This window comes from Candidatus Dedyshia acidiphila (assembly GCF_051025295.1).
Taxonomy (GTDB): domain Bacteria; phylum Acidobacteriota; class Terriglobia; order Terriglobales; family Acidobacteriaceae; genus KBS-83.
Window position 1 is genome coordinate 1 of record NZ_JBMGJV010000036.1, and the last position, 25,598, is coordinate 25,598.

Here is a 25,598-nt window from a genome sequence, read left to right on the forward strand (position 1 = left end):
CGACTTTCTGCCGCTGCCACCTGGAGCGAAGGCTGCCGACGCAAAGTCGGTGGATACGACGCACTACTCGGTTCTGGACGCAGATGGCAATGCTGTCGCAGTGACCACAACCCTCAATGACAGCTTCGGCTCGCATGTGACGGCTACCGGGCTTGGCTTCCTGCTGAACGACGAGATGGACGACTTCGCCGCCAAGCAGGGTGTGCCCAATCTGTACGGCCTGATTCAGGGGCCGAACAACTCGATCGCGCCGGGCCATCGGCCGCTCTCCGCGATGACCCCGACGATCGTGCTGCGCGACGGCAAGGTACGGATGGTGCTGGGCACGCCGGGCGGCTCCACCATCACCACCACCGTGCTCAACATCTTCCTCAGCGTTGCGGATGGCGGGCTCAACATCCAGCAGGCCGTGGACGCACCGCGCTTCCATCACCAGTACCTGCCCGACCTGCTCAGCCTCGAAGAAGGCTTCCCGGCTGACACCGCAGCCAAGCTCGCAAGCGAAGGCTACACGCTGCGCAAAGGTGATCACTGGGGCGACGGCGAGTGCATCGCGGTCGATCCGGAGACGGGCAAGATCGAAGGCGGGCAGGACCATCGCCATCATTACGGCAAGGCCGCCGGATACTAGCGCCTCAACCGAAGGGAGGGAGCCATCGCGGCTCCCTCCTCACGTCACCGTCAACTGCGACTGGTTCAGAAGTGCACCCGCAGCGCGAACTGACCGAAGCGCCGCTCGTCGTTCGCGCCGCCGTTCACGCCACCCTTCTTGCCGGTGATCTGCGGAGCCGTGTCATAACCATAGTTAGCGACATCGTTCAGGTAACCGACCTCGTATAGGTTGTGATGGTTCAGCAGGTCGTAGGCCTCTGCGCGGAACTCGAGGCTGACCCGCTCAGTGACCGGGAACGTCTTGCCGGCGGACATATCGAGGTTCCAGGCGCCGGGGCCGACGAATGCATTCCGCGCCGTCATCGTCGCTGGATACGGACCGAAGTCCGAGATCCCGCCGAGGTCGGCGTTCGAGTAGTTCGCCGCGAGCGGTAGATTTGCCATCAGGAAATCGTTGGGGCCCAGCGCGCTGCCCGCGATGCCCGTGTAGTGCGTCTTCCGCAGGCTGGCAGTGGGTGCATAGCGTGGAATTCCCTGCCCAAAGCCGGCGTTCAGTGAATTCGTGCTATCCGAGTACGTGAAGGGAGTTCCGGTGCGTGCCGTGTAGATGCCCGTGACCACCCAGTTCCCGGCAATCTCACCCATCAGCGAGTGCTGGTTCTTGAACCACGGCGTCGCCCAGATGGGCGCCAGCACCAGGCGCTGCCGCACATCGAAGTCCGACGACCCGCGATCGAGATAGGGCGCCAACGGATTCAGATAGCCCAGGTTGCCCACGCCGTTGGACGCGCTGTTGCTCTCGGAGAACGTCGAACTCACATCGTCGATCGCATGACCATAGGTGTAGTTGGCCACCAGCGACACGCCCGACTTCAGCAGGTTGGTGGACTGTAGTCCGACGTTGACCGATTCGTAGTAGCTGTCGCCGTTCGAACCGCGGTTGTTGATCGAGCTGTACTGATTGTTCGGCCGCGAGTAGATGAACTTACCCGTCGCGCTCGTGATTGGATCACCGAGCACCAGGTTGCCGAGCCCGAGCTCGTTGTAGTTCTTGATGTCGTACAGGTGCGTGCCGCGTGCCGCCGCATACGTTGCGGACAACACCGTGTTCGGCGCAACCTGCCGCTCCAGCGCCATGCTCCAGAACTGCGTCTGCGAGGTGCGGATGTTCTGGTCCACATTGCGCAGGCTCGTCGGGGGCAGCGGCACTGCACCGCTTGCGCCGCCGAGCGGCCCGGCGTTGGAATTCGTTACCGGCGTGTTGCGTACCTGGATGACGGCATAGTTGGGCGGGTTCTGGATCACGTTATAGGTCACGTTGCCGAAGTTGCGCTCGTAGCTGATGCCGTAGCCACCGCGCAGCGACGTCTTGCCGTCACCCGTCAGATCGAGTGCAAAGCCAACACGCGGCGCCACCGTTCCGTACTGCGGCTTCCACAGCGAATGGATCGGGCTGTTCGGCACCGTGTACACCTGGCCGGACCGCACCTGCTGCACCACGTCGCCGCCCGCGCCGTAGTAGAAGTTAGAGTCCAGGTTCGCGTTGTTGTTATGCTGCACGCCGTAGTACTCGTAGCGCAGGCCAAGGTTCGCGGTGAAGCGCGGCGTCACCTTCCACGAGTCCTGCCCGTACACCGCCCAGTCGTGGAAGCGGTCGCTGCGGGCAAAGCTCGGTGACTTCGCCGGCAGCGTGATGCTGCACTCCGGCGTGACTGTCAGCGCAGCCGTGGCATAGTTGCGCATGCATGGCAGCGCTCCCTGCGGATTGACCGCCGCCTGGAACAGCACATTGTTGCCGCTCAGGAAGTTGTCGAGTCCCGTCGGCACGCTGGTCCCCAACTGCTCGCTCGCCTGAGCGTAAGCGCCATACGCACGGTTCTCCTGGATGTAGAGCACCGTCCCGCCGAATTGCAGTGCATGCGCTCCCCTTTGCCAGTTCAGGTCCTGGTTCCACTGGATCGTGTTCTGCGGGCCGCCATACGGCAGACCACCGTTTCCGGTGAGCTGGCTATAGAAGCCCGGCAACTGCACCTGGTGTCCAAAAGCGGAGGCATTGTTGAACAGGAACAGTGTTGGCGTATTCTGCAGCGCCGCGTTGTAGGTATTGAGCGTGTTAATGCGGCTGAAGCTCAGCTTCGTACTTGTCAGCAGCGACGAGCTGAAAATGTGCGAGATGTTCCACAGCACGGAGTTATCCGTGGCGCCATCGCCGACGTTGTACTGTGCGTAGGGGCTTGAGAAGTCGTAACCGTTGAAGTTCGTAAACTTCCACAGCGCATAGCGCACGTAGGTCTGCGTCTTCTCGCTGAGGTTGTAGTCGACGCGACCGTTTAGGTAGTACTGGTTGGTCGGCGCGCCGCCGCCTGCATCCGTGGGCGCCGTAAAGTTGACCTGGTCGAACACCGGTGTGGACGCAGGCAGTGCTGCAAAAGGTCCGGTAGCGCTCAGCTTGTACTGCCCCGCGACATCTCCCTGCGTGAACACACCCGTCGTTCTGCCGCTCGGAGCCTTCCCATAAGCGGCGAAGAACGCTTGCACATTCGACGGCGCCAACGCCAGGAATGCCGGGTCCGGCACCAGCGCGATCTGGTTTGCGGAGCTGCGCGTCCGCAGCCACTCTGTGCTTTCGAAGAAGAACAGCTTGTCCTTCTTGATCGGGCCGCCCACCGCGAACCCGAACTGGTTGCGCGTGTACTTGCCCTTGGGCACGCCGTTTGCGGCGTTGTCATACGTGTTCGCCGTGTATGCGGACAGGCGGTTGAACTCCCACGCATCTCCATGCAGGCTGTTCGTGCCCGCCTTGCTGATCACGTTCACCACGCCACCCGAGGCACGTCCGTACTGCGCCGAGAAGTTGTTGGTGACGACGCGATACTCCTGCACAGAATCGAGCGGGACCGTCTGACCCACGCCGGTGTTGAACACGTCCACGTTCTCCACGCCATCGAGCAGGATGTCCGTGCCGCTCGAGCGCTGACCGTTCAGCGCGAAGCCCACACCGCGCGCGGTGCTGTTCTGACTGTGGCCCTGGGCCGCGTCACCGCTGCTGATGTTTCCGGAGACAGCCACGAAGTCATACGGGTTCCGCGTCAGGCTGGGCAACTGCGCCACCTGCTGCGTCCCAATGATCTGCGAGACCTCCTGGGTCTCGGTGTTCACGGCGGTGCCGCCGGCCCCGGCCGTCACACTTACCTGAACGGTGCCGCTGCCGACCGTCAGCTTCGGGTCAACCGTGACAGCACCGCCGACCGTCACCTCGGTCTCCTGCCGATAGCCCTGGAACCCGGTGGCACTGATATCGATCTCGTAGCGAGCGGCCTGCAGGCCACCGAAGCTGTAGGTGCCGTTGCTGGCCGTGGTCGCTGTCCGGGTAGCGTTCGTGCCCAGGTTGCGGGCGGTCACCGTCACATTGGGCAGCACTGCCCCGGACGGATCCGTAACTGTTCCTGTAATCGTCCCCGTCTCTACCTGTGCATGCAGCGCGTAGGGCGCAAGCAGGGGAAGAGCGGCGAGAGAGAGTTGGGCGGAGCGGAGGACGAGGCGGTGCCTCATCCGCGAGGGGGAGTGTTTCATGTTGCCTCCAGAGTCACCACAGTCGGGCAGGTTGTTTCGAGAGCCAAATCCTGGGTCCGAAGAGTCTTTGTCTTTGTTACTCTTTCGGTTAATACCCTATTCATTACCTCAGTAGGCGCGGAAAACCCCTGCAACCATCGCCTACGGAGCTGTCTCCTCTTACTCATCCAGACCGCGAGTTGTCAGGGAGACATCGCGAGTGGGCCCGAGAAACCGGCGATGGCAAAAGCGCTTGTACGACTAAGATGCCGTCGGCAACCCGTCTGACACCCGGGGAGAACCCCTGGGCAGGCTCGCAGTCTCCGCGAAACCGCCCGGCAATGAGACTATAGAGAGCGTCCACACGACCATGCTTCGAGCCCTCTCTACGCACGTTTTCCTGCGCCAGCGTCTGCATCCCGGACTGCTCGACACGCTCGCCCGCGGCGGGGCTGAGGCTATCGAGATCTTCGCCGCCAAGCAGCACTTCGACTACACCAGCCGGCAGCACATCAAGGAAATTTCGGACTGGTTCCGCTCCACCAGCGTGAAGCCGCACTCCCTGCACGCGCCCATGTATTCAGAGCCGGATACCGGGCGGGGCGGCATGCCCGGGGTAAACGTCGTTCATCATGACAAGTCCCGGCGCATTGAGGCGATGGACGAGATGAAGCGCGCGCTCGAAGTAGCCGAGATCCTGCCCTACAGCTATATGGTGATGCATGTCGGCGACCGCGACTCCGACTGGGACGAGCGCACGCTCGAGCACGCCCTAACGGCGATCGAGCACCTGAAGGCCTTCGGCGCACCGCTCGGCGTCAAGCTGCTGCTCGAGAACATCCAGAACGACGTCACCACGCCGGAGCGCCTGGCCGAGATCATCCGGGTCGGCCACTTCGCGAGCGTCGGCGTGTGCTTCGACATTGGGCACGCCAACCTGATGCAGGGCGTGGATCCGACACTCGAAATGCTGCTGCCGCTGATCGGCTCAACCCACCTGCACGACAACAAGGGCGACCGCGACGCGCACCTCTGGCCCGGCGACGGCACGGTGAACTGGGACACGTCTATCCAGGCGCTGAAGTCCGCACCGCGCAGCCCGGCTGCCCTACTCGAAATCCACTACGAACTGGGCGACACGCAGGACTCAGTCGCGAAACGCGCCGCCGAAACCTTCCAGCGCTTCGGTCTCTGAGCTGCACCCGATCTTCGATCTATTTATGACGGAACAGACCGCTCCATCCGCACCAGACACCGCGCCGGCTCCGGCCACCATCGCCAGCCTGCGTCAGCATGAAGGCCAATCCGTCGTGCTGCATGCATGGCTCTACAACATGCGCGCCTCGGGCAAGCTGCTCTTCCCCATCTTTCGCGATGGCAGCGGCACCGTGCAGGGCATTCTCCCGAAGAACGCCGTCACGCCCGAGGTCTGGGAGACGACCAAGTCGCTGACCCAGGAGTCGAGCGTTGTCGTCACCGGTCGCGTCCGCGCAGACGCCCGGGCGCCTGGAGGCTTCGAGCTGGACGTCGACAACGTCGAGGTCGTGCAGCGCGTCCCCGAAGACCAGCCCTACCCGATCACGCCCAAGGAACATGGTGTCGACTTCCTGATGGAGCACCGGCACCTCTGGGTGCGCTCCGCCCGGCAGGCCGCGATCCTGCGCATCCGTGCCGAGATCGTGAAAGCCGCCCGCGATTACCTCGACGAGCAGGGCTTCGTGCTCACCGATGCGCCCGTCCTGACGCCGGCCGCGTGCGAGGGCACCTCCACACTCTTCCCGGTCGAGTACTTCGGCGACGAGGCCTTCCTCACGCAGAGCGGCCAGCTCTACATCGAGAGCACCGCGCTCGCGCTGGGCCGGGTCTACAGCTTTGGCCCGACCTTCCGTGCAGAGAAGTCGAAGACCCGCCGCCACCTGACCGAGTTCTGGATGGTGGAGCCGGAGATGGCCTTCGCCGGACTCGACGACCTGATGGTCCTGGCGGAAAACTTTCTCAGCTTCATCGTCGGCCGCGTGCTCGAGCGCCGCATGCCCGACCTGAAGGTGATCGAGCGCGACATCGCCAAACTTCAGGGGATCCAGGCGCCGTTCCCGCGACTGCGCTACGACGATGCCGCCCGCATGCTGAACGAGGCGCATGCCAAGGGCCTGCTTGAGCACCCGTTCGAGTACGGCAACGACTTCGGCTCACCCGACGAGACGTACCTCTCGTCCCAATACGACCGCCCAGTCATGGTGCATCGCTACCCGGCGGCGGTGAAGGCCTTCTACATGGAGCCCGACCCCGACGACCCGAAGTACGCTCTGTGCGTGGACGTGCTCGCGCCCGAGGGCTACGGCGAGATCATCGGCGGCTCGCAGCGCATCGCGTCCTACGACCTGCTGAAGAGCCGCATCGAGCAGCACCACCTGCCGATGGACGCCTTCCAGTGGTACCTCGACCTGCGCCGCTACGGGTCGGTGCCGCACGCGGGCTTCGGCATGGGCATTGAGCGCGCCGTGGCCTGGATCTGCGGCCTCGACCATGTCCGCGAGACCATCCCGTTCGCCCGCACCCTGAACCGGATCTACCCGTAACCTTCGACACCGGAGCCGGCGAGAGATCTTCATTTGCCGGGACCGGCAAGCCCCTCTATCCTGAGTGGTTTATTCAGAGTAGAGACCCTTATGTCTAAAGACGACCAGAGCGTTCAGGCAGAAACCTCCCGCGGCCATCAGCCCATGTACAGCGGCGTGCAGTCGCTGCCGCCGCGCCACATCCGCGTCATCGGTGTACCGCTCGATCTCGGCCAGTCCCGGCGCGGCGTCGATATGGGCCCGTCGGCAGTCCGTGTTGCCGGCCTCGAAGCGCACCTCGAAGCGCTGGGCCATGTGGTCACCGACGGCGGCAACATCGGCGTCGCGATCGCCGAAACCAAGAGCCCCGGCGAGTCCAGCGCCAAGTACCTGAAGGAGATTCGCGAGACGTGCGTGAAGGCCGCCGACATGGTCGTCCGCACGCTTGAGGAGGGCTCGACGCCGGTCATTCTCGGCGGCGATCACTCGGTCGCCGCAGGCTCCGTCTCGGGCGTGGCTGAGTTCCACCGTCGCCGCGGGCAGAAGATCGGCCTCATCTGGATCGACGCGCACTCGGACATCAACACACCAATCACCTCACCCTCGGGTAATGTGCACGGCATGCCACTGGCCGCGCTGGTCGGCCTCGAACCGCGGGAGCTGGCCGACATCTACGACTTCTCGCCCAAGGTCCTGCCGGACAATGTAGTGCTGATCGGCGTGCGGGACATCGATGCGACCGAGAAAGAAAACATCAAGCGCGCCGGCATCACCGAGGTCTACACGATGCGTGACATCGACGAGCGCGGCATGCGCACCGTGATGGAAGAGGCGTTGCGCGCCGCAGGTCGCGGCACCGCGGGCTATCACGTCTCGCTCGACATGGACTGGATCGATCCGGAGGACGCGCCCGGAGTCGGCACACCCGTCCGCGGCGGCGCCACCTACCGCGAAGCGCACCTCGCCATGGAGATCCTCGCCGACCACGGCCGCATGCTCAGCTTCGAGATCGTCGAGGTGAACCCGGTCATCGACGAGCACAACCGCACCGCACACCTCGCGGTCGAGCTGATCACCTCGGCATTCGGCAAGAAGATCCTCTAGCGCGGTACTCTTGCGGGCATGGCCTTGTTCCGCGTTCTGATAGCGTTCTCTTTCCTTACTCCGCTCGCCCTGTTCGCACAGCCTGCGCCAACACTCGGCACCACCGCCGATAGCGCCGCGATGGCCGAGCGCGTCAAGGCCGAGTATCAGCACGCATGGCAGGGCTACCACCAGTACGCCTGGGGACACGATGCGCTGAAGCCGCTCTCGCACCAGCCGCACGACTGGTACGGCGTCTCGCTGCACATGACGGAGATCGATGGCCTCGACACGATGCTGCTGATGGGCCTCGACAAGGAATCGGCCGAGGCACAGGAGGACATCGACAAGCACCTGTCGTTCAACCAGGACATCTACGTCAAGAACTTCGAGATCACCATTCGCTGCCTGGGCGGACTGCTCAGCGAATACGAAGCCACTAACGATCCCCGCCTGTTGCAACTGGCAGAGGATCTGGGCAAGCGCCTGCTGCCCGCCTTCCACTCGCCGACCGGCATGCCTTATGAGTTCGTCAACCTGCGCACGGGAAAGGTGCGTGGAGCAGTGACGAACCCCGCCGAGGTGGCGCTGCTGCCTGAGTTCGGCACACTTTCGAAGCTGACCAACAACCCCGTTTACTACGACACGGCCAAGCGCGCCATGACGGAGATGTGGAAGCGGCGCTCGTCTCTCGACCTGGTCGGGCTCGGCATCAACGTCGAGACAGGCGACTGGACCGACTCGACCGCCACCATCAGCGGCGGCATTGATTCCTTCGACGAATATGCGCTGAAGTGCTGGCTGCTGTTCGGCGACCGCGACTGCCTGGAGATGTGGCAGAAGAGCATCGCCGCGATCAACGCACACCTGGCGGACACGACCCGGCTCGGCCTCTGGTACGGGCAGGCGGATATGCGCACCGGCGCGCGCACCACGCACGAGTACGGTGCGCTCGATGCGTTCTTCCCCGCGCTGCTCGTGCTCGCCGGCGATATGCCGCGTGCGGAGGCGCTGCAGCGCTCGAGCTTCCAGATGTGGACGCTCTACGGTATCGAGCCAGAGACACTCGACTACTCGACGCTCGCGACCCCATCCACCGGCTACCCGCTGCGGCCCGAGATCATCGAGTCCACCTACTACCTGCACCACCAGACCGGCGACCCCGTCTACCTGCACATGGGCCAGGAGTATTACGACTCGCTGGTGCGCTGGTGCCGCACGCCCGTCGCGTACACCGCGCTCAAGGACGTGCGCACCCACCAGCAGGCAGACGACATGGAGAGCTTCTTCTTCGCCGAGACGCTGAAGTACCTCTACCTGCTCTACGCGCCGAAGGACACGGTCGACTGGCAGAAGTTCGTCTTCAACACGGAGGCGCATCCGCTGAAGCGCTTTGTGCAGGTGACCGTACCCACGCCCTCCGGGCAGTAGCGCTGCGAATACCCTTCACCTTTGCGGGACAGACGCCCACCGTTGTGAACGTTAGACTGGCGACCTATGGCCAGAAAACTCCGAGTCGGGATCGTCTACGGTGGGCGCTCCGGCGAGCATGAAGTCTCGCTCCGTTCTGCTGCGTCCGTGCTTGCTGCGATCGATAAGAAGAAGTACGACATCGTGCCGATCGGCATTTCGAAGACGGGCCGCTGGCTGCTGGGCGAGGAAGCGAAGCAGCTCCTGGCCGGCGCAGCGGACACCACCCGCGCCACGGGAGCGCCGGGCAGCACGCTGGCGAAGCGGGCACCCAAGGGCGCCGTCGCCGTGCAGGATCGCCAGGCCGAGGCGCTCGGCGTGGACGTGCTCTTCCCCGTGCTGCATGGCACCTTCGGCGAAGACGGCACGATCCAGGGGCTGTTCGAGCTGGCTGACAAGGCCTACGTCGGCTCAGGCGTGCTTGGCTCCGCCGCCGGCATGGACAAGGACATCATGAAGCGGCTGTTCATCGCAGCCGGGCTGCCCGTGGTCAATCACATCACGCTGCTGCGTGGCGCGTGGCAGAGCTCACCGCGCAAAGCGATCGCGGAGATCGAAGGCAATCTTCGCTACCCGCTGTTCGTTAAGCCGGCCAATCTCGGCTCCTCGGTCGGCATCTCGAAGGTGCATGATCGCTCCGAGCTGGCGCCGGCGATCGTGCTTGCCGCCAGCTACGACCGCAAGATCCTGATCGAAGAGGGTGTCGCCGGCAAGGGCACGAAGACCAAACCCGGCGCACGCGCCCGCGAGCTCGAGGTCGCGGTGCTCGGCAACGACAAGTCTGTGGCGTCCGTCGTCGGCGAGATCGTGCCCGCCAAGGAGTTCTACGACTACGAGGCCAAGTACGAGAGCGACGGCTCCATCCCGACCATCCCGGCGAAGCTGCCAAAGGCGCTCGCGAAGGAGGTGCGGCAGATGGCGATCGCTGCCTTCCAGGCATGCGACTGCTCCGGGCTGGCGCGCGTCGATTTCCTGCTCGAGCCCGAAGGCCGCGGTGGCAAGCCGGGCCGGATCTACCTCAACGAGATCAATACGCTCCCGGGCTTCACCTCCATCAGCATGTATCCCAAGCTGTGGGAGGCCTCGGGGCTGAAGTATGCGGACCTGATCGATCGGCTGATCGAGCTTGCACTCGAGCGCCGCGCCGAGCGCGAGCACACCCGCTTCGTTCGCTAGGCGCGAACCTCCGATGGCGGCACATGCGTCGCCGCGCCAGGATCGGCAGCCGGTGCCGGCCGCCCCCACTTGCGGCGAAGGAACCACTCCTCGTAGGTAGCCCGGGAGAGCCACGCAATCAGGATGGACACGACGGCGCCGACCAGGGCGCGCAGCAGTTGCGTGCCGAAGTGCGGCGGCTGGATGCGTAGCGCGGTGGCGGCAGTCCAGCGGTCGTACAGCTCGTAGACAAACGAGTGCACCAGGTAGAGGCCATAGCTGATGTAGCCGAGAAAGATCAGCCCGCGAGCCACTGGATTGCTGGGCGTGCGGCCCTCGTTCCGCGCGAGCGTCACCAGCAGCAACGCCGCATACACCGCGACCAGCGGCAGCAGCCCGCAGCCGCCCTCGATGGCCGCCAGCCAGCCGGTCGGATCCACCGCCGGGGCGAATGCCAGAACGAGGAGAGCTGCTCCTCCAGCTCCGAGCAGAAGCGCGATCAGCCGCCCTATATTGCCGCGATGGAGCGCGCCACTGCGGCAGCCAATCGCGATCAGCGCGCCGTAGAGCAGATAGTCGGCGTTGTCCCACGTCTTGTAGTAGTGATCGGCCGTCGGCGCAGCATGGAAGAGCACCACTCGCAGCAGCACGGTCGCGATGCACAGCGCAGTCGCGACCCGCGCAAGCGCACGCAACGATAGCCGCCGCACAATCCACGGCCACACCAGGTAAAACTGCTCCTCGACCGCGAGCGACCACAGCGAGCCATACTCGCTGTTCGAGGCGCCGACCAGCTTCGCCATATTCGCGATATAGAGCAGGCACGCGAGCACGAACCGCCACCCGATCACGCCAGCGGCCTTCAGCACAATCAGCATCACCAGGTAGGCCGGCAGAATACGCAGCGCGCGCCGCACATAGAAGGTGCGCATGGCATGCGGCTTCGTCCGGCCATCGAGCAGGATGCCGGTGATCAGGAACCCGGAGAGCAGGAAGAAGAGATGGACGCCCGTCGACCCATAGGTCGCGACATGCACCACCATCCGGGCCACGCCGGACCACGCCGCCCAGTGCAGGTTGCCGGCAACGCCGTGATAGACCAGAACGCCGAGAATGGCCAGCCCGCGCAGCACGTCCAGTCCGGCGATGTGGCCCTGGTAGTGCAAGGGGCGGAGCGCGGCGGACGCCGTCCGGGTTGGGGTGGCTGGGGTCATGGACGGCAACTCAGAGAGACGGAGTGAGTTGAGGCTACCCTGCTCAACTGGTGCCCGCAACCACCGCGCGTCGCGCTGCGGTGTCTAACTCTTGTGAGGGGAACCATCCCAGCAGAGTGGCAGTGCCGGTCCCTTGGTGACGGCGTACACTGGCACTCGGAAAGCCGCCATGACACTGCTCGACGCTCCTGCCTATAACGTCGCGCGCGCCCGCAAGCGCCGCAACATCATCATCTCGAGCATCGTCGGCGTGCTGGTGCTGGCTGTTCTGGTGTATGTCTTCTGGAACTGGCCGGCCGAGCACCGCGTCAACCGCTTCTTCGCTGCGCTTGAGCAGCAGCAGTTCGAGCAGGCGTACGGCATCTGGAACAACGATCCGGACTGGAAGCAGCACCCGGAGAAGTACGCCTCCACCGGCTACCCGTACAACCGCTTCCTCGATGACTGGAGCCTGAACGGCGAGTATGGCCGCATCACCAGCCACAAGGTGCTCTACGCGACATCGAGCCTCGGCAACAGCACCCTGATTGCCGTCGAGGTGAATGGCCGTCGCACGCCAGTGACTATAGGAGTGCAGCATGGCGTGCTTGGCTTCACCCCGTTCGCCCTGTCACCGCAGAAGGGAACCTTCGGCCTGACCTACTGGCAGATCAGCTACCAATAGCTAGCCGAGCGCCTTCTCCAGGCTGGCGGAGTCTTCCACATTGACGCATTTCTGCGCGCGATCGATCTGCCGCATCAGCCCCGTCAGGACCTTGCCGGGGCCGACCTCGACGAAGTAGCTGGCGCCGTGGTCAATCATCTGCCGCACTGACTCCAGCCAGCGCACCGGCGCGGTCACCTGCTCGATCAGCAGGTCTCGCTCCCGGCCGCCGCTCTTCGTGATGTCGGCGGTAACGTTCGACACGATCGGAAAGTGCGGATCCTGGACCTCGATCGCTTTCAGCACCTCGGCCAGGCGGTCCTGCGCTGGCTGCATCAGCGCGCAGTGGAAGGGGGCGGAGACCTGCAGCGGCACCACCTTTTTCGCGCCCTGCTCCTTCGCCAGCTCACCCGCACGGCCCACGCCGGCGACGCTGCCCGAGATCACAATTTGCTCCGGTGAGTTCAGGTTGGCAGGCGAGACGACCTCGCCGGTCTCCTTCGCTGCCGCCTCGCAAGCCTTGCGCACGACGTCCGCGTCCAGCCCCAGGATCGCCGACATCGCACCCTGCCCCTCCGGCACCGCATCCTGCATGAACTGCCCGCGCGAGCGCAGGGCGCGGATCGCATCCGCGAAGCTCATGACGCCAGCGGCCACGCACGCCGCGTACTCGCCCAGGGAGTGACCGGCCGCGAGCTGCGGCGTGATGCCGCGGGACGTGAGCACGCGAAACGCGGCGATCGAGACCGCGAAGATCGCAGGCTGCGTGAACTCGGTCTGCTTGAGTTGTTCGGCAGGTCCTTCGAAGCAGAGCTTCGAGAGCGAGTAACCCAGCGCATCATCGGCTTCGGCAAAGGTGTTTCGGGCCACGTCGAACTTCTCTGCGAGATCACGGCCCATACCAACGGCCTGCGACCCCTGCCCGGGGAAAAGGAATGCAATCTTCTGGTCACTCATAGACGTGCGGCACGGGCGCGGAGGCGCTCACGGCGAAGCTGCATTCTTACATGGACGGCCGGCTCAGGTCAGAGCCTGCGATCTGGCAGGTGATCATCCTGGTGCAGCGGACGCCCCGCTACTTCGTCGCGTCCAGCATGATGATGAAGCGGTCCACGCAGCGGCGATATCCGCTTCGACCTTCCCGGCGCTTCAGCGGCGCGCACGCAGATTCGATCGCGTCTCGATCCCGGGGCTCGAGTTTGGCCAGTCGGGCGGCACTTATTTCATCCGCCCGCGGCGACCTTCGTGAGAGCGATGCTGGAGGTGCTTGGGAGCTCGGTGCAACCATCGACAACCGCGATTCGTTGCTCGAAACCCCGAGGGCGTCAGGCAGGGGGTGGCTTGCGCCTGCCGATGCAGGCTGGCGAAGAGGTAGCAAGACGAGCGAGAGGGCGACGGCAGCCGCAGCGCCCAACGAGCTGCCAAGCCAGACCACGCTGGTGGGCCGACGCAGCCACAACTCGAAGCGCTGTCTGACTGTCACCGGTATTTGCGTATTGTGCGTCTCAGCCGGCCGTGGTGCCGCCTGGGCTGTCTCCGCGACGGGGCCCGATTGCAGGAGCCGGTACGCCTCATTGATCCTTGTCAGCTGCATCTCTGCCCGGCGCCGCAGCCGAACATCATCGCCGAAGCGATCCGGATGCCAGACCTTCACGAGATCGCGATAAGCCTGCTTGATTTCCGCGGCAGTTGAGCCCGGCGGCAGCTCCAAAACCTCCAACCCCTCCTGAATCAGCATGCGTTCTGGGTTCGGACCATCCCGCGCGATGGTCACCGCTTTCAGAAGAGATGGGTTCGACCGGCTTGGAGGGACGCTGGCGTGCCTGCATCATACGGTTCCACGTTCGTATCCGCCTGACAATTGCAAACAGCCAGAGGCACGAAGGATCAAGTCGGGAAGGTGTGACGGCGATGGCCGCCCGCTACGACACAACCGGCGCGCTGAACTCTTTCGCGATGCGGTCCGTCACGCCTGATGACGCGAACTCCGCCGCGACGCGGATGCTGTTCAGGATAGCGCGGTCGTCGGAGGAGCCGTGGGTGATGATGCAGGGTCCGCGCACCCCCAGCAGCGGCGCACCGCCATACTCCGACTGATCGAAGCGGCGTTTGAAGTCTTTGAAGCTGCGGCGGGCGAGCAACGCGCCAGCGCGACCACTGACGGTCGCCATTAACGACTCGCGCAGCATCTCGCGCACCATCCGGGCCAGGCCCTCGGATGTCTTCAGTGCGACATTGCCGACGAAGCCGTCGCAGACGATCACGTCCGCATGCCCGTTGTAGAGGTCGCGCCCTTCCACGTTGCCGATAAAGCGAATCGGCAGCTGCTTCAGCACCTGCGAGGCTTCGCGGGTCAGGTCGTTGCCCTTGGATTCTTCTTCGCCGATCGAGAGCAGGCCGACGCGCGGGCGATCCACCTTGAACACGGCGCGGGCATACATCTCGCCCATGATGGCGAACTGCGCCAGGTTCTGCACCTTGCAGTCGACATTTGCGCCGACATCGAGCAGCACGCAGGGAGAACCAGTCGTCGTCGGCAGCGGCATAGCAAGCGCGGGGCGATCGACGCCGGGCAGCGCGCCCAACACCATCTTGGCGGACGCCATGCCCGCGCCGGTGTTTCCGGCGGTAACGAAGCCTGCGGCGCTGCCCTCTTTCACCATCCGGAGACCCAGCCGCATTGTGCTGTTGCGCTTCTGGCGCATCGCGGACGCAGCTTTGTCGTCCATCGTGATCCACTCATCCGTGTGGACGATCTCGATGGGTACACGGCGGCCGAGCACGCCGAGTCCGGCGCGCAGCTTGTCCTCAGGACCGATCAGGTGAACGCGTACCGGATAGGCACGGCAGGCCAGGATCGCGCCCCGGATTTCCGGGCCGGGCGCGTTGTCTGAGCCCATGGCATCGACAGCGATGTCAGTCAGCGCTCCCACCCGCGCGCGCCCTAGGCTTCCTTGACCTCGAGCACTTCGCGGCCCTTGTAGTGACCGCACTTGGCGCAGGCACGGTGGGGCAGCTTGCGCTCGTGGCAGTTCGGGCACTCGGAGAGGCCCGTAGGCGTCAGCGCATCATGCGCGCGACGCTTGGAGGTGCGCGCCTTGGAGTGGCGCCGCTTTGGATTCGGCATTGCAGATTCCTTTCGATACCCCGGCCCGTGGTGTGGCTCGCGCACTCGCTTCCGTGCACGACACCGGCCCATCGGCGGCCTGGCTCTTGCTTAAGTCTTGATCTTGCTGCGCAGGTCCGACAGCGCACTCCACCGTGGATCGACGGACTCCGTCGCGCAGGAACAGTGCTCTGTATTCAGGTTCTGACCGCAGCCGGGGCATAGCCCCTGGCAGTCCGCGCGACAAAGGGTCTTCTCCGGCAGGGACAACAGCACCTGCTCGCGCAAGACATCTTCCAGCACTAGACCGTCGCCACTATAGTAGCCGATCTCCGTCTCTGAGGTCGAGATGGCGCGCTCCGCCCCCTGCGCGTCGACCCCGATCGGCCGGTACAGCAGGTCGAACGAGGCGGACTGGTTGTGCTCCACCGGCTCCACACAGCGGGCGCAGGGCGTCTCAAACCGACCCGAATACTCCCCGCGAACGCGGATGTCCGGAACGACCTGCTTGGGCCCGCGGTGCTCCTCGATCAGGTCCGCACGGCCGTTCGCGTCGAGAACACCGACCTGGCGGATGTCCTCTCCATACTCAATCGCGTCGGCAGGAAATTTCTGGTCGAACTCGAGCGGTTCGACCCTGAGATCTGCAACAGAAATCAACATCGCAATTCCTATTCTACGACCCGTAAGCCCGAGTCGTCCTCCTCAGGCGTGTCGCATTCTTACTATCCCGCGGCCCGGCGTGGGTCCTAAGCTCCTGCCTGCAAATCCCGTTCACGCAGGCAGACCATGACCACCACATCCGCACTCCCGCTCTCAGCACCGACACGCAGCGCAGCGCTTGAGCGGTGGTTCTCCACCGGGCTCGCGGTCACCATGATCGTCGTGACGATCGCGGGGTTCGCGCCTTCGGTCGTGAATCCATCCGGAAGGCGCGCGCCGATCTCGCTGCTCGACGCCGCCCACGGCATCGTCGCCTCGCTCTGGCTGGTGCTCTTTCTGGTCCAGACGCTGATGATCGCCACCCGCCACCGGGCACTGCATCGTCGGTTGGGATTCTCCTCGATCGCACTCGCCGCAGCGATGCTCCCGCTGGGCTATGCCACGGCCATCGTAATGATTCGACGCGGCTTTGACCTGAGCGGCGATCTCCATGTGGGTCACGACCCAATCTTCGAAGCGCTATTCCCCTTGTGGGATCTGCTCATCTTTGCGCTCTTCTTCACCTTCGCGGTGATCTGGCGGCGCCGCCCGCTTCTCCACCGCCGCTGCATCCTGTTCGCGACCGTGACGCTGATGGAGCCGTCGCTCACTCACCTGCTCGGGCACAACCCGCGGCTGGCCGCGCTGCCTCCCGCCATCATCATGCTGCCCTTCGGCGTCTTCCTGGCCGCAGTGCTGGTGCGGGACTATCTCGCTATCCACCGGCTCTCGCCCGGCGCATGGCTGATTGCTCTGGCCATGCTCGCGAGTGGCCCGCTCCGGGCCGGGGTAATCGGCCCGAGCGCCGCCTGGCATCGGCTGGGCACATGGCTGGCACAGCTGCCCTTGCCGTAAGCGACCCACCCCGCGATAGCCAGACTTTTGCGTGTACATCGCGCCCGCAGTTCTCTAGACTCGCATCCCGCGATGCACAGCATGCTCCACCTTCGGCCGGCTCCTGCGCTCCGTTCGCTGGTCCGCTACTACGTGGAGCGCGAGAGCCACCTGGGTGCGCGCACGATCATTCATCCCATCCCAGCGCGCGCCTGCGCCATCATCGAAGTCACGCTTCACGGCCAGGTGTATGTGCGGAAACACGCCGGCAGCAATGAGCGCCTGGGCCCAGGCACCGTGTTGATCGGTCTCCAGACAGGACGCGATCGCGAACTGCGCCTGAGCGGCAGCCTGCACTCGTTCTGCATCGTGTTCCAGCCGGCCGCCCTCCACCAGATCTTTCGCCTGCCTATGCACGAGCTCACCAACCAGGAAGTGGACGGGTTGGCCGTGCTCGGCAGTCCACTCGCCGAGCTCGAACAACGCCTGCTCGAGGCTGGCTCGACCGAGGAGCGCGTGCAGGTGGCAAACGACCTGCTGCTAGCCTGCTGCGCGAACATGCGGCACGTCGCTCACCCGGGGGTCTCGACGGTTGCGCGCCTTCTGCTCCGCGATGGAAGCGTGCAGCGTATCGATGAGCTCGCCCGGAGTGCCGGGTTGAGCGTGCGCCAGCTAGAGCGTCAGTTCCGCGAGCAACTAGGGCTTCCACCGAAGCTCTTTACCCGCATCGCCCGGTTTGAACGCGCACTCGATGGCAAGGCCCGGAACCTCGCACAGTCGTGGGCTGACATTGCGCACGCTGGCGGCTACTACGACCAGATGCACCTGGTGCACGACTTCGCCGAATTCACTGGCGAGACACCAGGCGACCTGCTCATGGCAATGGAGCACATCTTTGCTCCGCAACTCGCAGCATTGCGAGGAGCTCCGCAGATCGCAGAACCGCCAGGAGCCACACAGCTCTCCGCACGGGAAGGGGCTCCGCAGCTACCGCGACTGCGCACACCCGTCCCGCCGCCACGCTCCCTGCCGCGGCTGCTGCTCTAAGCCTCACGTAGCTGACGGCCCTACAGATCGAAGGCGCTCTCGGTAGGCAGTGGCAGACCGGCGCGCTCATAGAGCGCAGCGCGATGCCTGGACCAGTGCTCATCCAGCCACTCGTCGGCCGGGCGATCATAGTAGTTCCAGGGCGTGTGCCGGGCGTTCATGCCGACAAAGTGCGCGCCGCAGGAGCCCAGCTCCGGCGAGCGCGGCCAAAACGGCGAGCAGATGCTGACCTCGTCTGCCGATACAAAAAACAGCGGCGCAATGCGCGCGACCGCCGCCGCCTGCAGTCCCTGCTCCTCAATCTCGTCGACCAGTTGCACCTGCTCGCCGGGTGCGGGCTCGACTGCGCGCAACACATGGGCGAGGGCAGTTGCGAGATCCGCATCCGGAGGCAGGCCGCGTATGCCGGCATTCAGCGCGCCCGGCGGGCAGAGCGCGTCAAACCTGCCCAGGCAGCGGTCCACGTCCTCCGCAAGCAGAGCGCCCGTGCCCGCCTCCAGCCACTCGGCCATTGCCGTCGGCAGATCCCAGAGGATGCAGTCGTTGTCGAGCGCAAGCTCGAACCGCCCGAGGTCGGTGCGCAACGGTGTCAGCTTCCACCCCATGCCCTGCATCAGGTCGCCGGTGCAGTGCGGCCGCAGCACCGGCGGCACATCATCGCGGTTCACGCTGCGCCACTCGATAGCCTCGGGGACGGGTCCGGTCCGCGCCTGGACCTCCGCAATGGGCAGCGTATTGACACAGACACGGTAGCGTGTCGCCGGCCCGAAGAGCCGCACTGCACAGAGCATCGAGAGCCGCAGCATCTCAAATCCGCGCGGGCGCACCCGCCCGATGGTCCAGCGCACGGTCAGCCGGTCGGCCCGGGGTGGCAGGTTCATGCTGCCTCACTCTCAAGTGCGCTGATGTCGTCGCGGCGGAGACGAATCCCCTCTGTGGGCACACGATTCAGATGCCACATCTGCTTGTACCCCTCTTCCCCGCGCAGCATGTCGATGGTGGCGATACCCTCCTCTGCGGCGTGCTCGATCGCGTACGCCAGCAGCAGCGTGCCGGGGCGCAACTCCGCGTGCGCGGCAGAGAAGGCCGTGATGTAGAAGTACTGCGTGCGCTCAGACCGCGCGGCCGGCCCTGCGGCTGGATCGACCAGCGAGTAGAGCACCGCAAGCGGTTCGCCATCGAGCCGGAGACAGCCGAGCCGAAGCATGTCCTGCTCCAGCATCAGCGGCAGCGCCTCGCGATGCCACGCGAGCACCCGCGGATCGGCCAGCACGCCCGGCTCGCCCCGCCCCTGCCATCGCTCCGTATGCAACTGCTCGAGCGCCGCGAACACGGCAGGCCAGGTGGATGCGTCGGCCACGCTGTACTCGAGCGTGCCCAGCCGCTGCGCGCGGTTCCGGTAGTACATCGCGTTGCGGCGAATCTTCTGCGGCAGTTCGCCCATGCGCAGTGCGGGCATGCGGCAGCAGCTCTCGGCACTGAAGCGCTCACCCTTCGGCCCAGCCGCAGCCAACAGGCGAGAGCCGGGGCGCAACTGCGGTACAACCATCTCGTCCCAATCCGACGCGCGGCCCCAGAGCAGCCGCAGCGCTTCACGGATCTCTGCGTCGCCACACTGCGGCGCGAAGAGACCATCCAGATAGTCCGTCGTTCCAACGCCGAGCGGCAGCAGCTGGCGTGCGCCGCGCTCCGGATCACGGTAGATGTAGAACGGCAGCAGCCCCACCAGCGCATCATCCGATCTGATCGCGAGCACGCGCAGCACTGGCTGGCCAAACTGGCGCCACCAGGGTACGAGCCATGCCGGACTCTGGAACGGCGTCGCCATTGGATCCTGCCTCCACAACGCGTCCCACCGTGGCGTCAGCGACTCGAGCTCCGCCATGCTCTCGATCCATACGTAGCCTGCGCGGTTACGCATATACGGAGGTCGCTTTCTGCTGCACGAAGGCCGCGTACTCGGCCAGGTAGCGCTCGATCATCTGCTCCTCGGAGAACCGCTGCCGTGCCGCGTGATAGCAGGCAGCGGGCGAGATCGTGTTCACGCGCCGGATCGCCTCCGCCATCTCTTCAATGCCGTTCACCAGAAATCCAGTGACACCGTCCTCGACAATCTCTGCCAGCGCACCCGAGCGATACGCGATCACCGGCGTGCCCACGGCCAGTGCTTCCATCGCCACGAGCGAACTCGTCTCCGGCGCAAGCGTCGGGTGCAGCAGGCAGCGAGCTCGCGCGAGCACTGCCTGTCGACGCTCCACGGGCAGTGCGCCGAGGAACACATGCTCCAGCAGCCTTGGCTCAATCGCCTGCGCGAAGTATTGCTGGTGCTCGCGATACGGAAAAGCCTGCCCGATGAGGACCACGGGCACGTCGGCCCTCGTGCCCGCCTCGAGTGCTTCGTGCGCATTCTTCTCCGGGCAGATGCGCCCCATCACGACCGCGTAGTTCTCCTTCGCGACAGCAGGAGGCAGCGGCGGCACGGCGACTCCGTTCTCGATCACGGTGACATGCCCCAGTACACCCGGCGACGTTTGCTGTTGTGAGTGCGACACGCAGCAGAACCGCGCGCGATGAGCCCAGTCGTTCCAGGCCTCCCCGGGATACCAGGAGATCGGCAGGTGCAAGGTCACCAGCACAGGTACGTGTTGCGGGACGAGGTACTCATAGAAGTCCAGCCCGTGCATGTGGACCACATCCACCTCGTGCTCACTGAGAGCGCGATCGACCGCGGCCTGCACGGCTTGACGACTCACTGCACGCTCCGCGTCGGTGATCTCCAGCGCTTGCGGCGCCGGAATCGCGAGCAACTCACCGGCAACCTCCGAACCCTCGCACGCAATCACCACTGAGCGGTGACCCGCCCGCACCAGCGCCTGGTCAAGCACGGCAAGAATGCGCTCTGCGCCGCCGACGCCGGCAGGACCGACCACGGCATACGGAAATGCCACGCTGAGAACCGTCAGGGTCATGCCACTAATCCGCGCCCGTACTCTTCGTCCGCCTCGTCTGGCGTGTCGGGACCGCCACCCGTGCCCTTCCCCGAAGCCGCGCCAGCCTCGAAGCCGGCCAGCAGTCGCTCGGCCTCTGCGGCAAGTTCGCGGAAGCGCGCGCCGGACATGCCCCAGGGGAAGCGCTCGTAGAAGAGCTCGCCAGCATGCGGCGGCTCGTGAAAGACATAGCGCGGCGCGAGACGGTACCGCTCGTATTGCAGCGGGAATTGCCGCAGCGTCTCCTGCTGCGTTTGAAAGCAGCCCAGCAGGGCGGCCTTGCGCTCGCGCTCGCGGGCGCTCAGTTCGTAATTGATCTCGAGCGGACTCTCCGGCCGCGGCAGAAAGCCGCCAAAGGCGCGCGTGTTGTAGAAGGCTGCCTCGGCGACCACGAGTGTGGGTTCCGCCAGCAGCCGCGCCGCGTGATGCACGGCAAAAGCGCACGCATCGTGATCGGGATGGCCACCTTCATAGGGGTGCGTGATGACCACCTCGGGTTCGAGCGCACGCAAGCGGCGCAGCACCTGTTCGGTCAGCTCCACGAGCGCGTGGCTGGCCTCCTGGTCGGCGATCGCGAGGCCCTCGCGAGGCGCCTCCTCAACCCCCGCCAGGCGAAAGGCGGCAGCCAGTTCGGCCTCCCGCGCCGCCCGGTACTCCGCGGGCTGGACAAAACCGTGCGCACGGCTGTCCTCTCCATTGCGCGGCGCGCCATCCGTAATCTGCAGAAAATGTGCGCGGCGAAAGCGGCCCAATCGCGCACCCACGGCCAGCACCTCGTCATCCGGATGTGCGATCACCACAAATGTGCGCGGCATCGCCGAACCCGCTTCGACCGAAGCCGTCGCACGCCGCAGTCTGTCTTCCCGGTCCCACTCCTGCAAACCAAGCCCTCCGCGAGAGGTCGCCCTCTCCTCGTGGGATGCCGCGATGCTTGACAGGTGAACCAGGCAGAAAGAAAACGCGTGTCGGCAATTGCTCGCGTCGAAATCGCGAGCCAGTTCAGCCGGCCCGCTGCTCTCGCTGGTGCGCACCAGGCCAGCGCGCTTCCATGAACATGCGGATCGCTGCCACGCCGGTGGCGCCCGCAGCCATGCAGGAGGAGGCGTTCTCCGCATCCATGCCGCCCAGCGCGAACAGCGGCATGCCGTCGGCGATGCGGCGCGCTTCGGCCAGCATGTCCAGCCCCAGAGCAGGAGCCTTGGGGTGGCTTTGGGTCGGAAAGATCGGCGAGAGCAGCGCGATATCCGCACGTGATGCGCGGGCGACCGCAATCTCACCGATCGAGTGGCAACCGACCGAGACGGTTCCAGAAGCGCGCGCCCACCCCACCTGCTCCGCACGCCAGCGCCCGGGCAGGTGGAGACCCGCAGCCCCCGCGGCGCGGGCCGCCTCCGCTGCACCCTGCGCGCCTGCATTGATCAGCAATTGGCTGCACGTCTCCGAGCAGCGGATCGCGCCACTCAGGGCTTGCGCCAGTTCCACCAGCTCCGGGGTGCGCAAATCCTTTTCGCGAAGCTGGATGAAGTCGATGCCTGCCTCGGACCAGGACTCCACCAGGCGAAGCAGGCCATCCCGCTCGGCCCGGCTCAGCAGCCCGGGCTCATGCGCTCCCGGCAGCAGGCGGCGATCAGTGATGGCGTACAGCTGCATCCACGGAGTCTAACCCGAAGCCCGTCCCGCAGAGCGGCGGCTGGTCACGACCTAATGTCGCAGACGTTTCATCGGCCGCGCGTCAATCCCCGGCGCGAGGGAGTACGGTGTTGATGCGCGTGCACCCGAGTTCCGTTACCCTGAGTCCACAGCATGCCTAACTACGACATCATCATCATCGGGTCGGGCCCGGCCGGCCAGCGTGGCGCCATCTACGCCACCAAGCAGGGCAAGCGGGTGGCGGTGATCGAACGCATGCGCTCGGTCGGCGGCGTCTGTATCAACACCGGCACCATTCCGTCGAAGACGATGCGCGAAGCCGTGCTGCATCTCTCGGGGTACAACTACCGCTCCATCTACGGCATGAACTATCGCGTGAAGGAGCGGATCACGATGGCCGATCTCGCCTTCCGCGTACAGCACGTGATCAAGACCGAGGTCGACGTCACCGAGGCGCAGCTCTCGCGTAACGGCGTCGACGTGCTCTACGGGATTGGCAGCTTCGAAGATCCGACGCACATCCGCGTCACCGAGGACGGCTCCTCCCAGGTCTACGAGTCGCAGAAGGTCATCATCGCGACCGGGACCAAGCCAGCCTTCTCGCCCAAGGTGCCGATCAACGGACGCAACATCGTCAACAGCGACCAGGTGCTGAACCTGCCCACGCTGCCGAAGACGATGATCGTGGTCGGCGGCGGCGTCATCGGAGTGGAGTACACCTCCATGTTTGCAGCGCTCGGCATCCGCGTCACGCTGATTGAAAAGCGCACCCGCCTGCTCGAGTTCGCCGATACCGAGATCATCGAATCGCTCAGCTACCACCTCCGCGACAGCCGCGTCACGATGCGGCTCGGCGAAGAGGTCGAGAGCGTCGAGGAACTGCCCGAGGGCGGCGTCGTCGCGCACCTGGAGAGCAAGAAGCGCATCCAGGGCGACGCACTGCTTTACGCGGTGGGCCGCAGCGGCAACGTCGACGCGCTGAACCTCGCGGCCGCCGGCATCGAAGCGGACGCCCGCGGACGCATCCCGGTAGACAAGGACTACCGCACGCGCACGCCGAACATCTTCGCCGTGGGTGACGTCATTGGCTTCCCATCCCTCGCCTCCGTCTCCATGGAACAGGGCCGCATCGCCGTCGCACGCGCCTTCAACGACAACGCGGTGCAGTCGAACCCCAGCTTCTACCCGTACGGCATCTACACCATCCCGGAGATCTCCTTCATCGGCAAAACGGAGGAGCAGCTTACCGATGAGGATGTGCCCTATGAAGTAGGCGTGGCCTACTATCGCGAGATCGCGCGCGGCCAGATTCGCGGCGACACGACAGGCCGGCTCAAGATCGTATTCCACCGCGAGACCCGCCACCTGCTGGGCGTCCACATCATCGGCGAAGGAGCCAGCGAGCTGCTCCACATCGGCCAGGCCGTCATGGCGCTCGGCGGCACACTCGACTACTTCATCGATACGGTGTTCAACTACCCCACACTCGCCGAGTGCTACAAGACGGCGGCGTACAACGGGATCAACCGTCTGGGCCGCACCGGCCCGGAGAACAGCTAAGGACGGCGCGCTATGGGCAGAAGCATCGGCGTTGTCATGACCGCGGACATCTCCGCCGGACTGATCGAAGACCACAAGCTCATCGGCAAGGTTCAGCGCTATCCGGAGGATCCGGATGAGCTGCACGGGCTAATCGACTTACCCACGGGCGACCTGGTCGACGTCCTCTGCGATCTGATCCTGAAGCTAAAGCCCGCCGACAGTAACCTCGACGCGATCGGCATCGCGCTGCCCGGCATCGTGCGCGCCGGCGTCGTCGAGGACTCACCCAACCTCCCGCAGTTGAAGGGCGCCAGGATCTCGCAGAAGGTCGAAGCCAGCCTACATGCACGCGGCGTCAAGGCGCCGATCAGCCTGTTCAACGACGCGGATGCCTCTGCTGCCGGACTCGCCGCCACACGCAACCAGCTCGACAAAGTCGTGCGCGTCTGGACGCTCGGTAACGGCATCGGTTTTGGCCGCTACCCGGACGCTGAAGGCCCCTTCGAAGGCGGCCACACCATCGTCTCGCTCGATCCCAAGGAGACCTTCTGCGGCTGCGGCGGTGTGGGCCACCTCGAAGGCATCATGGGCCACCGCGCCATGCGCCTGCGGTTCCTCGACATGGAGCCGGAAGAGATCTTCGCGACCGCCAAGCAGGGCGACCAGCGCTGCGCCGACTTCGTGAAGCGCTGGCATCGCGCACTCGCCGCGGGCACCGCGACGTCCATTCATCTCGATGGGCCGGGCCGCTTCTACTTCACCGGCATGAACATCGCCTTCCTTGACCTGCAACTGCTGAAGCAGTATCTGTGGGACATGGTGAAGATGAGTCCGCTGCAGAGTTACACACTCGAAGCCATCCCTGAGCAGCCAGAACTGGCCGTCATCGGCGCCGGCACCGCCGCAGAGATTCAGCAGGCGCGCTGACAACGCGCCGTCCCTCCTGAGCTGTACCTCTCGTTGGCCGCATCTATCCCAACAAGGGGGTGCGGATGGGAGGATCGCTGCTCGCGTGGTCCAAGGCCATCATCGAGATACTGGCGCGAGGCGTTGAGTTCGCCGCCGCGCTTGTCATTGGTCTCGCCGCGCTGGAAGCCACCATCAAAGCACTCATGCTCTTCTTCCGCCGCAGTTCGCGGCCGGAGGAGAAGAACGAGGTGCGGCTCACGCTGGGCCGCTGGCTTGCCGTGGGGCTCGAGTTCGAACTCGCCGCCGACATTCTCAACACTGCCGTCACGCCGACGTGGAGCGACATCGAAAAGCTTGCAGCCATCGCCACGCTACGGACCGCGCTGAACTACTTCCTGGAACGCGAGATCCGCGCCGAGAGCTCTCCTGCGCAACGCGTCGCTGAACGACGCACCGTCGGCCCGGAGTCCGACCACACCGGCTCCTCGTAGCCAGCTTGGTTCGCGCTCGTTGTCCCGCACGCGCGTGGACGTT

24 protein-coding genes are annotated in these 25,598 nt (G+C 65.0%); 12 read left to right on the plus strand and 12 right to left on the minus strand.

Annotated features, from left to right (window positions below):
* The coding region (locus AC5IJH_RS14065) for a gamma-glutamyltransferase (RefSeq protein WP_491903457.1) at positions 1–631 on the plus strand (631 nt) is incomplete at its 5' end.
* Between the two features lie 65 nt (positions 632–696).
* Here AC5IJH_RS14065 and AC5IJH_RS14070 read toward each other — a convergent pair.
* Entirely contained in the window at positions 697–4,185 is a 3,489-nt protein-coding gene (locus AC5IJH_RS14070; protein WP_491903458.1) for an outer membrane beta-barrel protein, read from the minus strand.
* Positions 4,186–4,534: 349 nt separating this feature from the next.
* Between AC5IJH_RS14070 and AC5IJH_RS14075 the strand changes: the two genes are divergently transcribed.
* The 5 genes from AC5IJH_RS14075 to AC5IJH_RS14095 all read left to right on the plus strand — a co-directional run bounded on the left by AC5IJH_RS14075 (position 4,535) and on the right by AC5IJH_RS14095 (position 10,451).
* On the plus strand, positions 4,535–5,359 hold the full coding sequence (locus AC5IJH_RS14075; RefSeq protein ID WP_491903459.1) for a sugar phosphate isomerase/epimerase family protein: 825 nt from the start codon (positions 4,535–4,537) through the stop codon (positions 5,357–5,359).
* A 25-nt stretch (positions 5,360–5,384) separates the two neighbouring features.
* Entirely contained in the window at positions 5,385–6,743 is a 1,359-nt protein-coding gene (asnS, locus tag AC5IJH_RS14080; RefSeq protein WP_491903460.1) for an asparagine--tRNA ligase, read from the plus strand.
* Between the two features lie 144 nt (positions 6,744–6,887).
* Positions 6,888–7,826 (plus strand): arginase, encoded by a 939-nt coding sequence (rocF, locus tag AC5IJH_RS14085; RefSeq protein WP_491903491.1) that lies wholly within the window; start codon positions 6,888–6,890, stop codon positions 7,824–7,826.
* A gap of 18 nt (positions 7,827–7,844) precedes the next feature.
* Complete coding sequence (locus AC5IJH_RS14090; protein ID WP_491903461.1) at positions 7,845–9,236, plus strand: glycoside hydrolase family 47 protein; 1,392 nt, start codon at positions 7,845–7,847, stop codon at positions 9,234–9,236.
* Positions 9,237–9,302: 66 nt separating this feature from the next.
* Positions 9,303–10,451 (plus strand): D-alanine--D-alanine ligase family protein, encoded by a 1,149-nt coding sequence (locus AC5IJH_RS14095; protein ID WP_491903462.1) that lies wholly within the window; start codon positions 9,303–9,305, stop codon positions 10,449–10,451.
* On the opposite strand, the gene AC5IJH_RS14100 is transcribed toward AC5IJH_RS14095, so the two are convergent.
* The gene (locus tag AC5IJH_RS14100; RefSeq protein ID WP_491903463.1) at positions 10,448–11,644 is read right to left on the minus strand and encodes an acyltransferase family protein; all 1,197 of its coding nucleotides are present in this window, start codon (positions 11,642–11,644) and stop codon (positions 10,448–10,450) included. The two genes, AC5IJH_RS14095 and AC5IJH_RS14100, sit on opposite strands and share 4 nt — an antisense overlap.
* A 169-nt stretch (positions 11,645–11,813) precedes the next feature.
* On the opposite strand from AC5IJH_RS14100, the gene AC5IJH_RS14105 reads away from it, so the two are divergent.
* A complete protein-coding gene (locus AC5IJH_RS14105; protein WP_491903464.1) occupies positions 11,814–12,308 on the plus strand; it encodes a hypothetical protein in 495 nt (164 codons plus the stop codon).
* Here AC5IJH_RS14105 and fabD read toward each other — a convergent pair whose 3' ends face one another.
* The 5 genes from fabD to AC5IJH_RS14130 all read right to left on the minus strand — a co-directional run bounded on the left by fabD (position 12,309) and on the right by AC5IJH_RS14130 (position 16,056).
* Entirely contained in the window at positions 12,309–13,244 is a 936-nt protein-coding gene (fabD, locus tag AC5IJH_RS14110) for an ACP S-malonyltransferase (RefSeq protein WP_491903465.1), read from the minus strand.
* A gap of 118 nt (positions 13,245–13,362) precedes the next feature.
* Positions 13,363–14,025 (minus strand): J domain-containing protein, encoded by a 663-nt coding sequence (locus AC5IJH_RS14115; RefSeq protein ID WP_491903466.1) that lies wholly within the window; start codon positions 14,023–14,025, stop codon positions 13,363–13,365.
* 184 nt (positions 14,026–14,209) lie between these two features.
* On the minus strand, positions 14,210–15,211 hold the full coding sequence (gene plsX / locus AC5IJH_RS14120; RefSeq protein ID WP_491903492.1) for a phosphate acyltransferase PlsX: 1,002 nt from the start codon (positions 15,209–15,211) through the stop codon (positions 14,210–14,212).
* Between the two features lie 20 nt (positions 15,212–15,231).
* Entirely contained in the window at positions 15,232–15,414 is a 183-nt protein-coding gene (gene rpmF / locus AC5IJH_RS14125; protein WP_491903467.1) for a 50S ribosomal protein L32, read from the minus strand.
* Positions 15,415–15,504: 90 nt separating this feature from the next.
* Positions 15,505–16,056: a YceD family protein gene (locus tag AC5IJH_RS14130; RefSeq protein ID WP_491903468.1), complete on the minus strand. Its 552-nt coding sequence runs from the start codon at positions 16,054–16,056 to the stop codon at positions 15,505–15,507.
* A 126-nt stretch (positions 16,057–16,182) separates the two neighbouring features.
* Here AC5IJH_RS14130 and AC5IJH_RS14135 point away from each other — a divergent pair, with 126 nt between their 5' ends.
* Entirely contained in the window at positions 16,183–16,950 is a 768-nt protein-coding gene (locus tag AC5IJH_RS14135) for a hypothetical protein (RefSeq protein ID WP_491903469.1), read from the plus strand.
* A 72-nt stretch (positions 16,951–17,022) separates the two neighbouring features.
* The gene (locus tag AC5IJH_RS14140) at positions 17,023–17,976 is read left to right on the plus strand and encodes an AraC family transcriptional regulator (RefSeq protein WP_491903470.1); all 954 of its coding nucleotides are present in this window, start codon (positions 17,023–17,025) and stop codon (positions 17,974–17,976) included.
* Positions 17,977–17,996: 20 nt separating this feature from the next.
* Here AC5IJH_RS14140 and AC5IJH_RS14145 read toward each other — a convergent pair whose 3' ends face one another.
* The 5 genes from AC5IJH_RS14145 to AC5IJH_RS14165 form a co-directional block, all read right to left on the minus strand.
* On the minus strand, positions 17,997–18,857 hold the full coding sequence (locus AC5IJH_RS14145) for a hypothetical protein (protein ID WP_491903471.1): 861 nt from the start codon (positions 18,855–18,857) through the stop codon (positions 17,997–17,999).
* Complete coding sequence (locus AC5IJH_RS14150; protein ID WP_491903472.1) at positions 18,854–19,897, minus strand: GNAT family N-acetyltransferase; 1,044 nt, start codon at positions 19,895–19,897, stop codon at positions 18,854–18,856. Before AC5IJH_RS14150 ends, AC5IJH_RS14145 begins: the two co-directional genes overlap by 4 nt.
* Positions 19,890–20,945 carry a glycosyltransferase gene (locus tag AC5IJH_RS14155; RefSeq protein ID WP_491903473.1) on the minus strand — a complete coding sequence of 352 codons (1,056 nt, stop codon included), beginning with the start codon at positions 20,943–20,945 and terminating at the stop codon, positions 19,890–19,892. Before AC5IJH_RS14155 ends, AC5IJH_RS14150 begins: the two co-directional genes overlap by 8 nt.
* Positions 20,942–21,778: a PIG-L deacetylase family protein gene (locus AC5IJH_RS14160; protein ID WP_491903474.1), complete on the minus strand. Its 837-nt coding sequence runs from the start codon at positions 21,776–21,778 to the stop codon at positions 20,942–20,944. Before AC5IJH_RS14160 ends, AC5IJH_RS14155 begins: the two co-directional genes overlap by 4 nt.
* Positions 21,779–21,962: 184 nt before the next feature.
* Positions 21,963–22,613 carry a thiamine phosphate synthase gene (locus AC5IJH_RS14165; protein WP_491903475.1) on the minus strand — a complete coding sequence of 217 codons (651 nt, stop codon included), beginning with the start codon at positions 22,611–22,613 and terminating at the stop codon, positions 21,963–21,965.
* A gap of 153 nt (positions 22,614–22,766) precedes the next feature.
* Here AC5IJH_RS14165 and sthA point away from each other — a divergent pair, with 153 nt between their 5' ends.
* From sthA to AC5IJH_RS14180, 3 genes are all read left to right on the plus strand, one after another.
* Positions 22,767–24,173, plus strand: coding sequence for a Si-specific NAD(P)(+) transhydrogenase (sthA, locus tag AC5IJH_RS14170; RefSeq protein WP_491903476.1), 1,407 nt, complete (start codon positions 22,767–22,769; stop codon positions 24,171–24,173).
* A gap of 12 nt (positions 24,174–24,185) precedes the next feature.
* Positions 24,186–25,082 carry an ROK family protein gene (locus tag AC5IJH_RS14175; protein ID WP_491903477.1) on the plus strand — a complete coding sequence of 299 codons (897 nt, stop codon included), beginning with the start codon at positions 24,186–24,188 and terminating at the stop codon, positions 25,080–25,082.
* A 65-nt stretch (positions 25,083–25,147) separates the two neighbouring features.
* Complete coding sequence (locus tag AC5IJH_RS14180; protein ID WP_491903478.1) at positions 25,148–25,555, plus strand: DUF1622 domain-containing protein; 408 nt, start codon at positions 25,148–25,150, stop codon at positions 25,553–25,555.
* The last annotated feature ends 43 nt before the right edge of the window (positions 25,556–25,598 follow it).

Excerpts from the sequence above, each read along its gene's own strand:
- AC5IJH_RS14070 (WP_491903458.1), bottom strand. The coding sequence starts at position 4,185 with ATGAAACACTCCCCCTCGCGGATGAGGCACCGCCTCGTCCTCCGCTCC.
- AC5IJH_RS14075 (WP_491903459.1), top strand. The coding sequence starts at position 4,535 with ATGCTTCGAGCCCTCTCTACGCACGTTTTCCTGCGCCAGCGTCTGCAT.
- asnS (WP_491903460.1), top strand. The coding sequence starts at position 5,385 with ATGACGGAACAGACCGCTCCATCCGCACCAGACACCGCGCCGGCTCCG.
- rocF (WP_491903491.1), top strand. The coding sequence starts at position 6,888 with ATGTACAGCGGCGTGCAGTCGCTGCCGCCGCGCCACATCCGCGTCATC.
- AC5IJH_RS14090 (WP_491903461.1), top strand. The coding sequence starts at position 7,845 with ATGGCCTTGTTCCGCGTTCTGATAGCGTTCTCTTTCCTTACTCCGCTC.
- AC5IJH_RS14095 (WP_491903462.1), top strand. The coding sequence starts at position 9,303 with ATGGCCAGAAAACTCCGAGTCGGGATCGTCTACGGTGGGCGCTCCGGC.
- AC5IJH_RS14100 (WP_491903463.1), bottom strand. The coding sequence starts at position 11,644 with ATGACCCCAGCCACCCCAACCCGGACGGCGTCCGCCGCGCTCCGCCCC.
- AC5IJH_RS14105 (WP_491903464.1), top strand. The coding sequence starts at position 11,814 with ATGACACTGCTCGACGCTCCTGCCTATAACGTCGCGCGCGCCCGCAAG.
- fabD (WP_491903465.1), bottom strand. The coding sequence starts at position 13,244 with ATGAGTGACCAGAAGATTGCATTCCTTTTCCCCGGGCAGGGGTCGCAG.
- AC5IJH_RS14115 (WP_491903466.1), bottom strand. The coding sequence starts at position 14,025 with ATGCTGATTCAGGAGGGGTTGGAGGTTTTGGAGCTGCCGCCGGGCTCA.
- rpmF (WP_491903467.1), bottom strand. The coding sequence starts at position 15,414 with ATGCCGAATCCAAAGCGGCGCCACTCCAAGGCGCGCACCTCCAAGCGT.
- AC5IJH_RS14130 (WP_491903468.1), bottom strand. The coding sequence starts at position 16,056 with ATGTTGATTTCTGTTGCAGATCTCAGGGTCGAACCGCTCGAGTTCGAC.
- AC5IJH_RS14135 (WP_491903469.1), top strand. The coding sequence starts at position 16,183 with ATGACCACCACATCCGCACTCCCGCTCTCAGCACCGACACGCAGCGCA.
- AC5IJH_RS14140 (WP_491903470.1), top strand. The coding sequence starts at position 17,023 with ATGCACAGCATGCTCCACCTTCGGCCGGCTCCTGCGCTCCGTTCGCTG.
- AC5IJH_RS14145 (WP_491903471.1), bottom strand. The coding sequence starts at position 18,857 with ATGAACCTGCCACCCCGGGCCGACCGGCTGACCGTGCGCTGGACCATC.
- AC5IJH_RS14150 (WP_491903472.1), bottom strand. The coding sequence starts at position 19,897 with ATGCGTAACCGCGCAGGCTACGTATGGATCGAGAGCATGGCGGAGCTC.
- AC5IJH_RS14155 (WP_491903473.1), bottom strand. The coding sequence starts at position 20,945 with ATGACCCTGACGGTTCTCAGCGTGGCATTTCCGTATGCCGTGGTCGGT.
- AC5IJH_RS14160 (WP_491903474.1), bottom strand. The coding sequence starts at position 21,778 with ATGCCGCGCACATTTGTGGTGATCGCACATCCGGATGACGAGGTGCTG.
- AC5IJH_RS14165 (WP_491903475.1), bottom strand. The coding sequence starts at position 22,613 with ATGCAGCTGTACGCCATCACTGATCGCCGCCTGCTGCCGGGAGCGCAT.
- sthA (WP_491903476.1), top strand. The coding sequence starts at position 22,767 with ATGCCTAACTACGACATCATCATCATCGGGTCGGGCCCGGCCGGCCAG.
- AC5IJH_RS14175 (WP_491903477.1), top strand. The coding sequence starts at position 24,186 with ATGGGCAGAAGCATCGGCGTTGTCATGACCGCGGACATCTCCGCCGGA.
- AC5IJH_RS14180 (WP_491903478.1), top strand. The coding sequence starts at position 25,148 with ATGGGAGGATCGCTGCTCGCGTGGTCCAAGGCCATCATCGAGATACTG.